General features: G+C 44.2%; 6 protein-coding genes and 1 pseudogene. All 7 read right to left on the reverse strand.

Annotated elements, in window-relative coordinates; genetic code table 11:
* Positions 1 to 232 precede the first annotated feature (232 nt).
* On the reverse strand, positions 233 to 2,599 hold the full coding sequence (locus Bovatus_RS15425) for a glycosyl hydrolase 115 family protein (RefSeq protein WP_004322922.1): 2,367 nt from the start codon (positions 2,597 to 2,599) through the stop codon (positions 233 to 235).
* A gap of 715 nt (positions 2,600 to 3,314) precedes the next feature.
* Positions 3,315 to 3,461 (reverse strand): annotated as a pseudogene (locus Bovatus_RS25900) (ATPase); the annotation flags it as partial.
* A gap of 105 nt (positions 3,462 to 3,566) precedes the next feature.
* Complete coding sequence (locus Bovatus_RS15440) at positions 3,567 to 4,904, reverse strand: ATP-binding protein (protein ID WP_004322921.1); 1,338 nt, start codon at positions 4,902 to 4,904, stop codon at positions 3,567 to 3,569.
* Positions 4,905 to 5,050: 146 nt separating this feature from the next.
* On the reverse strand, positions 5,051 to 7,555 hold the full coding sequence (locus Bovatus_RS15445; RefSeq protein ID WP_004322920.1) for a glycoside hydrolase family 31 protein: 2,505 nt from the start codon (positions 7,553 to 7,555) through the stop codon (positions 5,051 to 5,053).
* A 36-nt stretch (positions 7,556 to 7,591) separates the two neighbouring features.
* Positions 7,592 to 9,370: an endo-dextranase gene (locus tag Bovatus_RS15450; protein WP_004298599.1), complete on the reverse strand. Its 1,779-nt coding sequence runs from the start codon at positions 9,368 to 9,370 to the stop codon at positions 7,592 to 7,594.
* Between the two features lie 14 nt (positions 9,371 to 9,384).
* Complete coding sequence (locus tag Bovatus_RS15455; RefSeq protein WP_004322919.1) at positions 9,385 to 10,899, reverse strand: SusF/SusE family outer membrane protein; 1,515 nt, start codon at positions 10,897 to 10,899, stop codon at positions 9,385 to 9,387.
* A gap of 36 nt (positions 10,900 to 10,935) precedes the next feature.
* Positions 10,936 to 12,399: a RagB/SusD family nutrient uptake outer membrane protein gene (locus Bovatus_RS15460; RefSeq protein ID WP_004322918.1), complete on the reverse strand. Its 1,464-nt coding sequence runs from the start codon at positions 12,397 to 12,399 to the stop codon at positions 10,936 to 10,938.
* Between the last annotated feature and the right edge of the window lie 42 nt (positions 12,400 to 12,441).

A 12,441-nucleotide genomic window follows, 5' to 3' on the forward strand; every position in this document is an offset into this window, starting at 1 on the left:
AACTATTTTCAATAGACTATAAAAACAAGAAAACGAATGAATGGTTTTAGCTAGGATTAATAGTAAATATTAACCACAAAACTATCGTTCATAAATCCGGAATGTCAATAGCCTGCCTTGCTATCTGCATCCACACGACACGTACTTTATATAATACGCGCCTGACAATTATCAACTATCCGGATGGGTTATAACTCCAACCGGGAAGCTTCACGTAAAGAACGATCCCGCATTATGGCAAATCACTATGACCCGCCTCATAAAGCATTATCTGATCCAGTATCACCCCCTCGTCCAATGCTTTAATGACAAGTTGATGTGATTTTTTGCCGGAAACGGGGAGTACGATTTTCCGGATTGCCTGATTACGAAGCACATTCTCTTTCCATTCTTCGCTACGTCCCTCCGTTTCATAAGCTATCACTTCAGGCTCGGCACCATCCAAAGAAACCGAGATACGCAGCTTATCACCCTGTACCGGATGATTGGGAAGCAACCGGATATCTACTTCTAATAAATCCGTTTTCAAATTACCGAAATAGAAAGTCAGCGCATCACCTTTTCTTATTTCTGCGGCTTTACCTTCATATCCCAAGCCTTCGCAGACAACAGCATTTCCTTTTTTAGCATCCGCCCCGTTCCATTGACAGGCTGCCTTACGGTCAGCTATCATTGGAGCTGCAGCTGCTTTTCGTTCCACACGATTGAATACAGGAAGCTTGCGGGGCTTGAAATCCATCATACGGTTCCATTTTCCATTCTCCAGAGAATTGTAGTGTTGAGTGAGCGCGGCAATGCTATCATAAGCGGCATCACTCTTTTCCCAGTCTACCTTATCATGGCGTGCCAACTGGGCATATAACAATTTGCGATTCATTTGTGCCGCAGCCTGTACCGGATATTTCACCAGTTCGAAGTAGGCGCTCTGTCTGTCGACAGGCACTTTAGAGGCCGCCTTCTCCACCGTTTCCGAAAGTTCGTCGTAAGCATTCAGACGTTCGTTTATCTCTCTTTCGCTCCACGGCAGGTCTTTGACCACCCGATAAATCGGATTATTTTCCTCCTCCCGTGTATTTCCCATAAATTCGGGTTTGCGGATATGCGCCAAGCGATAATGTTCCTGCATAACGGGAAGTACAGCCTTTGCACAGGAAGTTCCCAGTTCCCGTTCCAGCCAATGTTTCAGATGCACGGTCACTCCTTCGGAAGACACCTTATCCAGATTCCATGCCATATCCATGAACAGTTCGATCTGATATTCGGCCGGCTTGATGTCTCCGACGTTCAGTATCCACATTTTCTGTATTCCCTGGTCATAGGCCAGTTTCATCTGCTGATAGATCAGTGAAGGACTCATGGTGCCCAGCCATAAATAATCGTGCGGACGTCCCCAGTAAGAGACATGATAGTAAACTCCATTACCTCCTTTACGTGCCCGCTCAACGGCAGTGGGGAAATGGCGGATATAACCATAGTTATCATCACACCACATCAGTGTCACATCTTCGGGCACTTGCAATCCCGCATGATAAATATCGAGTACCTCTTTATAAGGAATAAAGACCTGTGGCACTTGAGTAACCTCTTTATTTACATACTTTTCAAGCAACCCGCGCTGATCTGCAGGTACACGGTCCAAGACCGCTTTCTGCTCTTCTACCGTTTTGGCACCCTGCATCTTTCCATCGTGCACGCCACGCATACCTAATGTGTAAAGTATCTCTTGTCCGGCAACTTCCTTCACACGATCTTCCCAAAATTTATAAACAGCCGGACTGTTATTCACGTAATCGTATACGCCTTTTCCCCTTCTCGACCATTCACCGGCAGCATTACATGCCATCGGTTCGCAATGGGAAGCCCCCACAAAAATGCCGTATTTCTTCGCCATTTCCCGATTCCCTTTCGTCAGAAAGAAAGGAAGGGTGCACTCGTGCATAGCAGGCCAGTAAGTATTAGCCCGCAAACGGAGCAGCAGCTCAAAAATACGTTCGTTGGTACGCGGACCGATTTCTCCTTTCACATCCGACGGTTCGTAAGTTTGGTTGCCCCAAGGCATCAGTCCCCAGTCTTCATCATTAATGAAGATGCCCCGATACTCTACAGAAGGCGATTGCAACTCTCTGAACTTTGAAGAAAGACGGAAGGTTTCTCTCTTTTCAGGAGTCACGTCCGCCCACCATTCCCAAGGGGAGACACCCAACAAACGGGATATTTCGAGTATGCCGTAAGCTGTACCATGACTGTCACTACCGGCTACAACCAGCTTTCCATCTTGTGAGACAGTCAGCAGGAAAGCCTGTTTTTTATTTTTTAATGCGGAAAGATCAATACCTGTTTCGTTGATTAGATTACTCTGCCCTACAGTTCCTACCACAATAGCCCCTACCTTATCATTCAGTTCGGTGGTTGCAGACAATACAGTCCGAATATCGCGACCGAGCATTTCCAGCGAAGTGCGTACCACTAGCTTTTCCGAGTTACAGCATGCTATCGTAACCGTCTGACCGGATTGCAGAATAAACTCTTTTTGCTTGCCCTGAACCGACAAGACTGTCATTAAGAAAAGAAATAAGGGAAGTAAGGTTTTACATCTCATAAGTTTCATGTTTTTAGATTGTACAAAAATACGACATCAAGTTCTAAAACAAGATAGAATCATGTACAATTTGATAGAATTTCGTTCAAGCATCCAGTTTACCAGATCATCCGACAAGTAGCAACTGAATCCCGGGAAAGCATTGCTCTCCTCCGATTTCCATTCTCTAAACAATATGCTTTCAATGTTCTATTTTTAATATTCTGCAGGGAAATAGCTAATTAGAAAGTAACGAACTAGAAAATAAACTGCATAAATAATTGCATGAGCATACAAAAAACAGCCTAATATTGCATAAAAGCAAACAGGATATGTATCTTTCTCTATTCGGAAACCGTTCATTGCTTTAAAACCAACGAAGTGTTCCTCGGTGTGCATCGACTTGTTCCTCACCGGGGAAGCTATCGTTTCCCGGTGAGGAAGATAAAAATGGACTATTAAGAAGCATTTTTTCTCCAGTTTATCAGAATATGTCGGAAAGAAAAAAATAACAAAATGATTAGTTATTCGGGCATCCACTATCCGAATAACAAAAATAATCAAAAATCTACCGCAGTTCGATTGGTATATTTTCGAAACAGCAGAAATATAAAAATCGCGTAATTACAAATGCAGGACATTTCCCTGCTTTTCTTTACCAAACTGCAATTCACGTCCTTCTTCCAATGATTAAATATTCCTTTTTTAAGAATCATCGTTTTTTAAGAAGGTTATTTCAACTTTTATCCTTCAATAGCTCTTTTGTCTTATCCGCCAAAAATAGGGGAATATTAATCAAATTACCATCTTGTTTCAAATTCAGTATTGAATACCGGATCCGGCAAGCAGGCTGGAAAAGCTTCTCATCATAAATCACATTTTTGATATCAGAAATGTAATAATTTACACATTTTCGATACGAGTTTCGTGCGAATACACACATTATCCATATAAAACGAAAGAAAAATTCAGGATAAATGCATTGTATTCAAATCGAAGAAAGTATCTTCGGTAAACTACCCAAATAATAAAAAGGAAGATTTATCAATCGGAAACTCTTTCCGGCAACCGTCTTCACATCATCAATAGAATATGGACCACTCCAAATACGGACAGCTAAATCACCGCCAGACAAATCCATGAAAGAATGTAACGAACGGAGATGCGCATTCTTTCCGCATTTCACTTCAACCGGAATAATTTGTGTTCCTTTTTGCCATACAAAATCTGTTTCGGCATTGGAGCCTTGTTTGTCACGTACCCAAAAATGCAAGTCGGAAATATACTGTTCATCAAGTAATACCTGCAATTGTTGTGCTACAATATGTTCGGCGATAGCTCCTTGCCACGTATCCATCAACGTACGGTCATGCAGAACTTCAGTTTGGATATTTGCAGCAAAATTAACTAGTCCTGTATCCAGCCACATCAATTTAGGAGCACGTTTTAGAGCAGGCAGCGCCGGTGCGTGCATAGCTGTAACAGGATAAACTAAATGTAGTATAAAAGCTTTTTCCAAAATATTGAAAGCTTCACGCACTTCCTTTGAGTTATAGGTTGACTCTCCAAAATTTCCCAGTTTAATAGTCTGTCCTGCCTTGTTCCAGCCCGTCCGCAATATATGCCGGATGACATACGTCTGCAACTGGGTCGGTGCATACTTTTCAACATCCTCGTTATAACCTTTCAATAAAGAATTATAAATAGACTTCAAACGCACCAAGTCTCCATTCTCCGCATAATCGGCTACTACTTCGGGCATACCACCAATCAATGTATATCTATGAAAACGAGACATTGCCTCTTCATGCAACGCAGATGGCAAACTTATTTCATCTATAGCAGTACGATAATGCCCCTCGCCCATAGCAGTCAGATATTCTCCGAAAGTACAAGGGGAAAGTTGCATATATTCTACTCTACCCACCGGAAAAGAGATACGTTCTTTCAACAATGACTGTAAACGTGAACCGGCAGCGATAACATACAAATCAGGCATATCTTCATAAAAATACCGCAACAATGCTACCGCCTTAGGCACATTCTGTATCTCATCTATAAATAGCAACGTCCGCCCCTCACGCAGAAGAATATTCTTTTGAAAACAAGCTATCTTCATTATTTCCTGTACTTTATCCGTACTCTGAAACAGGCGCGCATCTTCTTCACGCTCCAGATTCAAATGAAGATAATTCTCAAAGTTCCGGGCAAACTCATTAACTAACGTCGTTTTTCCTACCTGACGCGCACCACGCAACACCAAGGGTTTACGCCCTGTACGTTCGGCCCACTTTTGCAACTGATTATAAATATCTCTTTCAAACATAAAAATCATTGTTAATCAGCTACAAATATACCATTTTATTCTAAGAACATAGGCAATTTAACGAAATAACCGCCTAAAAACATAGGCAAAATGAAGAAAATATAAGCAAAAAACATAGGCAAAGTAACCCATGATTTCTGCAATTACTACTTAAAGATAATCATAATCTTTTCACCAACACCTTTATCAGGTATTCTCACACTACAGACACCTGTTCCTTTATCCCAACTCCACACCACAGTTTCAGTGTCATTCTCCAGATTTTCTTCCAAACGTTCCGGTTTAGTTTTCTTTATCTTCTTTCCTTTGACAGTTACCTCTTTCGGGGCTTTCGCAGAATAAATACGGAACAACAGATTTCTCGGACCGGGGACAGTGTATCCTTTTCCTTCACGGGCAGAGACAGTCAATTCATATCCATTTGCCAAAGTACTGCAAATAATCGGTGTTTTGACAAATTCATCACGCTGGTACCCTAAGTTTTCTCCTTCATCTTCGTAAAGAGTAAAGGCTGCCTGTGCATCTTCCTGTGCGGGGAAGATTTCAAAAGTAAGTGGATATACCGGTTTCTCGTGGGTGTAGTTCATCACCGGCATCGTAGGGATGATAGAACCTTGCTTCACAAACATAGGAACAGAAGACAAGGGAGCATCAACGGTAGTCCATTGCTCTCCGGTGTAGACCGTCTGCTTGTTGTTGTAGTCTATCCATGTACCTTCGGGAAGGTACACGTTCTTTGTGCGGGCACCTTTCTTCACCACGGGGGCTACCAACAATTCACGACCGAACAAGAATTGGGCATCCGTAGAAAACGTTTCCATATCCATTGGATATTCGAGAAATAGAGGCCGCATGATAGGCAATCCTGTATCATACGCTTCGCGGGCGTAAGTGTAGATATACGGCAACAAACGATATTTCAGTTCGATAGCCGCTTTCGCGTTCTTTTCCGCTTCCGGTCCGAAAAGCCACGGTTCCACCGGATTATCTCCCTCGTGGTGAATACGGCTCAAAGGATTAAATGCTCCGAATTGAATCCAACGGGTATAGAGTTCCGCCATAGCCGGATAATCCTCAACATCTCCACAGTAACCGGTAATATCACAGGAAGAAAATGGGATTAATCCCAATCCGGCGGAAAGCATTACAGGAATCTGATTGGCTAATTGTCCCCACCCTTGCAGTACATCGTCTCCGTTTCCGCTATCACCCGTCCAACCGAACGTATAACGTTGCAATCCGGCATAAGCAGCACGAGTCATTTGGAAAACACGACGGTCCGGATTCCTCTTTTCAAATTGCTCTTTTACCACTTTGTCCCAAGTCAGGCCATAGACGTTATGGATTTCATCGTGCATACCGAGATGGTGCTTCATCACCAGGCGTTCCGTCTGCTCCTCGTTACTCCAGGCAGGTTCGCCCATGTCTGTCCAGAAGCCGGAGACACCATCGTCAATAGGTTTCTGCTGATAAGTTCCCCACCAGTCGGCTACGGCAGGCAGGGTGAAGTCTACCACTCCGCAGTTTCCACCCCACGGCCAGGGCATATCGTAGCTTTTACCGTTCGTACTGTCCTTTACAAAATAGCCCAGGCGGTCTGCTTCTTCCCATTGTTTTTTGTTGGCTTGTGCAATTACCGGGTCTTGAGATACGACTACCTTAAAACCCATCTCTTTCAAATCCGAAAGCATCTTCCTAGGGTTTTCATAGTTTCCTTTGCGCCATTCGAAATCCTGCAAATATTCTGTCCAGCCGATATCCTGATAGATAATATCACAAGGTATTCTCCGTTTCCGGTAACCTTCGGCTATTTCACGACTTAGCTTTTCACTTGTCAACAGACCGCGGCATTGAGCAAAACCCAACGCCCATTTCGGCGGCATGATAGGTTTTCCGGTCAGTCCGACGTATTGGCTGATGATTTCTTTATAGTCTTTACCGAAAATAAAGTAATATATCATTTCCCCGTTCGGCGCTTCAAAGCTGTAATAATCACGGCTTTCCGTTCCGAATTTGAATTCCGTCTTATAGGTATTATCAAGGAAAATACCATACCGGTAATTGCTCATAAAGAAAGGAATACTCTTGTAAAGAGGATCTTCTACCACACTATAACAAGGTTTGTCACTATTCCACATCTTATAAGACTCGCCACGACGGTCCATCTTTCCCGCTTTCTCACCAAGTCCGAAGAAGTGCTCGTCACGACGAAGCACTTTATATTCCACCTTCTTCGTTCCTTCACTGACATGGCCTTTATCGGCATAATCACTAAACAGGAGTTTCTGATATTTATCGAATATCTGAAGACTCATCGGAGATTTATTCACCCGGATACGCAACTTCGGAGTAAATATCTCGTAACAGGCCGCCTGTTCATCCACATGAATAGTTCCTACCTCTTCCAGTTCTTCATTAATCACTGCAAACGAAGCATTTCTTCGTTGCAATTGCCCGTCGGGTGAGAACCAGATTTTCACGACGGAAGAGCTGCAAAGTTGCAATTGTAAGGCGGCACTGTCCGCCAGGTGAAAAGTCACCTGACGTCCCTGCTGTGTAAAAGAAGTGCATGTACGTGTCGTATTTTCCGCCCAAACCCATGTTGGAAATATCAGGCACAACACCCATACCCATAATCTATATCTAATCATCATACCTATCATTTTAGTTATTCTGTAGCAGCCGCTTTATTCAACCACAATCATCGTCCAATATTTCAGGGAAGGCAATGTGAATGAGACAACCCCGTTCTCCTGTGTAAAGGCCAACTCCTGCAAAGCCCCTCCGTGTGCATCCGGCGACGCTACCCACAACTTATTCACTTTTGCCGACAGATTCATTTGCAAAGCTGCTTTTGTAATCAGAGCCGGTTCCGGCATCGTACCGTCCACATCTCTCCAGCTAAGGCTGTTCGCTTGCGAAAAGTTAAGAAGATGTATCACTTGCTTGCCACCTACCTGCTTGGCATAAGTAGTAACTGATCCCTGTTGAGGAGGCCAGCTATTCAATCTCATTTCGCCATTGGTACAATTCATGGAAACACTATTCTCCGTACCACCGTCACGAAGCAGATTTTGATAAGAAGTCAGGAAGTCATAGTAACGAACCATCGCTGTTTTCAATTCCTCGCTCATTGTCAGGTTCTCATTCGGAAAGTACTCTTTGCACAACATGTGATCGCCTCCCAACTCCAGGTGCGAACCACCCAAAGCAAACATGACAGCATCTGTCAATAAGATACCCGGCGTATTAAATTCTCCCCGGTTATCCGCTTTATTATAATTCATATAAGCTGCAAAAACCGTATTCAACTGATAATTGCCATAGACTCCATTTTCATAAAGAATGGCTTTCAGATTGGTAAAATCAGCCTCATCCGCCCACACCTCATTATAGAAGAAATCAACTTTACCTGTCTCCCCTATCTGACGGGCACCGTAACGGCTGACCGCATTCATCACCAAACTCTTGTCCGGATGAGCCTGCTTCGTCGCTTCAATAAAAGAAGCATATCCCTCACGCAGATTGACCGGAATACCATTGTAATTGTAAAGCGTGCTACGTCGTCCCAACTGGTCTATCTGATAGCCGTCGAAGGCAAAGTTCGCGTATACATCATCATTCCTTTCGTTCAAATATTTCTGCCATTCCTTATTAGAAGGGTCGACCAGATAAATATTACTTTTCCATCCGCCCGGCAAATCATGACTGTCTTTAGTAGTGTGAGAAGCATCCTTAAACAAATACCATTCCTCCTTCACCCCGTCCGTAGCAGCATCCTTCAACGCCCCGAAACAAAGATTGTAAAACATAGACTTCATACCGAAACGATGCTGCGCTTCAATGTAATTTTTCACCGAACTTGTATAAACCTCCCGGTTAGCGATGTCCATATATACTTCGTCCAACTGTGTGCGTGTACCGCCCAACGGCCAGTGATGTTTATTATGCCAGTCCTGAAACTGTACCCAATTGATGTGATGACGATTCAGATACGCCATCTCTTCCTGTGTCTTTTCAGCCGTCTTCTCCTGACTGAAATCAGCGACAAAACCATAACGCGGAAAACGTGACGGATCACTGGATACATCTACCGCAATCGTACCGACAATCACATCCGTACCATTCTCCTGACGGTACAGTTCCGCCATATATCCTTTGAAATCAGTAGTAGGCGGTTGCCATATCCAGCTCGTACCATTTACCGACTCTTCTCCGACAACCTCCCCTAAAAGACGATAGCGAACTTTAGTTCCGGCAGGCAACGCATCTTCTGCTGTAAATACCACTTTCTCCCCCGGTTTATAGAAAGCCTTATCCGTAGACAGGTCCACACTTAAATCCGATGTTACCGGAGTCACTTCGGTAACACTGCCCGAAGCTCCTCCATTCTCCTGGTTCGCCCCATGATCGTCACTGCAAGCCATACACAGAAAAGCAGCCACCCAATATATTATTTTCTTCATCTTGAATTCTTGTTTTATTGTTTCACAATCGAAATCGTCTCTTTCAACTGGTCAATCGTAATCCGATAAGAACCGGCTTCCTGAATATTCCACTTATTATCCAAACTACCCAAATCTGCATCCGGATACATACTGCTCAACTCCGCATCCGACTTAACAACAAACAATGCCGTCTCTACTTCTCCCGTCGGAGCCTTGTTGCTCTTATCCGCCATAAACCAATCCCCGTTCCAGTCTGATTGCTTGTCGCAGGAAATCTTCATCTCACCTGTTTTCAGTGTGCCGCTCCAGGTAAAGATGTAAGGACTGTCGGCACTCTTCGTCATCGGAGTAGCATTGCCTAAATCCCATCCGTTTGGAGTTGCCTCACCCACCAGATACAGCCCTTCGTAAGGAGTGAACGGACGCATCAGCATCTTTTCTTTTCCTTTGCCTGTATAGAACCATACTTTATAAGGTTTGCCACATTCGGCTTCCTTCATCTGCCATTTATTATCGTCACCTCCAAGCACTACTGATGTCGAAGTGTACGGAGCATTAGCCACAGTAGGATGGAAGAAAGCATCCGCCTGACCGAAATCTGTCACAGAAGCGAATTTAAATTCTCCGTCCGCCTTCCAGGGAATCACGGCTCCATAATGGAACAGGTTCATCTGAACAGCATCTTTAGACAGTGCTTCAAATCCCCAACCATTGTTACCCGTAAACGAACCGACAATGAAAAATTCTTCATATCTCCAGCCAATATCTTCTGTTTCAGTAAGTGTCAACGTCAAGTCGAGCAGGTTTGCTTTTACGATATAAGTTGCTTCTTTACTGATTGTGAACTGTTCGTCCGGTTGGTCACCCGATGTACGATAGGTCAGTTTGAGTCCTTCTCCGGCAGTAGCATCACGGTTGTACGACGGCAGGAATTCTCCTAAGGTCGTTATAAACTTAAACGATCCGGTATTCAGCTTTCCTGTCCATGTAAACTGTCCGTTATCCGTGCGCTCCATTGCCGTTGCGTTATCGGCACTCCATCCGTTCGGAGTAGCATCACCAATCAGGTAAAGCGTCGTAGTAACCGGCTGGTAAGTAGTCAACGTAAAGGCAGTCGTCGCAATCTGCTTCTGATCTTCCATTCCGGCAACGACGGCTGTGATACGTGCTTCCAGCTCTGCCTTCACGTCATAACCGATACCGAACTGCGTATGCAGAAATTGGTTAAGTTCTTCCACTTTCTTAGTCCATTGATACGTTCCCGTACCCAAATCCACCGAATAAGCATTCGCAAAGTCCGTTCCGGCTTTCGCCAGTTCAAGCGTATAAGAGATACGGTTACCGCTTCCATAATTCGTTCCGGTAGTCCATGAAAGCGCCAGCGCCTCCTGACTATGGTTCTTTTCGTTCAACACCAACTCCTGCTGATTCACCGAAAGGGTGAGGGTATCATGTCCTTTATCTGTCTCCATATAATCCTCGGTACAAGCAACCATCGTTGCGCCGATGAAAAGAGAGCATAACAACTGATATATATATTTTTTCATCATATTATTTGTCTAAATGAATGATTATAAAACGGATTAATAACCGGGATTTTGAGTCATCAGGTGATTGGAGTCCATCTCCGTTTGCGGAATAGGCAACAAGAGACGTTCTTTGGTCACATTATTCTTACCGATAGATTTCAGGAATGTCAATGCATAATTTCCATTATCAACCCGGATCATATCGAACCAGCGATGTCCCTCAAAAGCAAGTTCCATCCGACGTTCGTGAATAATCTTTTCTCTCATTTCGGTCTGCGTCAGAGTGGTCGGCAACCCTGTCAGTCCGGCACGCTTACGAACGATATTCAATGGTTCGGCAGCCTGATCCGGATGTCCCTGCTCATTCAAGGCTTCCGCTTTCTTCAGTAAGACATCCGCATAACGATATACTACAAAGTTGTTGGGGTTGGTATTATACTCCGGAGAGACGGTTTTCGACACAAGGAACTTACGTACGTTATAACCCGTATTCGACCAGGAACGTCTGTATTCCATACCGTCAAAAGCAGGACAACCCTGATACAACACAGTGATGTCTTTCCGCAAATCACCGTCCTCGTATTGCTTGACAAACTCTTCCGTAGGCAAGTTCCATCCATAAGCACCGGCTACCATACCCGAATTACGAGGCCCCATGAAAGTAGACAGCCAGGATGCTTGATTATCGCCGCCCCAGAAGTCATATTCCGTACTACCGGAGTATTGCACTTCGAAGAGAGATTCTGCACCATTATTGATCGTCGCATTAAAGTTATCAGCATAATTGCATTGAGTCAGATCATATCCCATTGCAGCAATGTTATTGCACAAGGTCACTACTTCATTATAATAGTCGCGATGGTTGGGAGCCAGTGTCAGGTAAATATCCGCCAGCATCGCCATTGCAGCCTCTTTGCAGGCACGTCCCCTGTCAGCATCTCCATAACTGCTTTTCGGAGGAAGCATATTCACTGCATTTTTGCAGTCGGAAAGAATTTGAGCATATACCTCATCTACCGTATTACGGGCAATATCCGCAGATTCTCCCGGTTCAAACGGCTCCAAGCGCAAAGGCACCCCTCCGTACAAACGAACCAGAATATAATAATAATGTGCACGCAGAAAATAAGCCTCACCCATGCAACGGGTCTTTATCTCATTGGAGACAGATGCTGAAGGCAAATTGGAAAGCACGATGTTGCAACGTCCGATCCCTACCCACGGAGAACGCCATACATACAAGGCAAAGCCGTTATCGCTCTGGGCAATGAAATTGGAAGCCTGAACAGTCTCCAAACCGTCAGTACCTCCTCCGGCTCCTACTTCACTGTTACCTGCGATGATGTCGAGGCTCCAAATACGCTGGTTATACATATTAGATGACTGAAGAGTCTTGTAGCAGGCAGTAGTCAGTGCCACAGCAATCTCATTCGTCACTTCCGACTCGGGATCGACGCCATATTTGGGATATTTATCTAAGAAATCGTTGCACGATGTCAATGCCAGCACGGCAGACATAAATACCAAAGTTATTATCTTTTTCATATTCTTTCTCCTGAT

Origin of the sequence: Bacteroides ovatus (assembly GCF_001314995.1) — a bacterium.
In the GTDB taxonomy this organism is placed as follows: Bacteria; Bacteroidota; Bacteroidia; order Bacteroidales; family Bacteroidaceae; genus Bacteroides; species Bacteroides ovatus.

What these genes read in the sequence shown, in the direction of transcription:
- Bovatus_RS15460 (WP_004322918.1), bottom strand. Translation starts at nt 12,399, where the DNA reads ATGTCTGCCGTGCTGGCATTGACATCGTGCAACGATTTCTTAGATAAA.
- Bovatus_RS15450 (WP_004298599.1), bottom strand. Translation starts at nt 9,370, where the DNA reads ATGAAGAAAATAATATATTGGGTGGCTGCTTTTCTGTGTATGGCTTGC.
- Bovatus_RS15425 (WP_004322922.1), bottom strand. Translation starts at nt 2,599, where the DNA reads ATGAGATGTAAAACCTTACTTCCCTTATTTCTTTTCTTAATGACAGTC.
- Bovatus_RS15455 (WP_004322919.1), bottom strand. Translation starts at nt 10,899, where the DNA reads ATGAAAAAATATATATATCAGTTGTTATGCTCTCTTTTCATCGGCGCA.
- Bovatus_RS15445 (WP_004322920.1), bottom strand. Translation starts at nt 7,555, where the DNA reads ATGATTAGATATAGATTATGGGTATGGGTGTTGTGCCTGATATTTCCA.
- Bovatus_RS15440 (WP_004322921.1), bottom strand. Translation starts at nt 4,904, where the DNA reads ATGTTTGAAAGAGATATTTATAATCAGTTGCAAAAGTGGGCCGAACGT.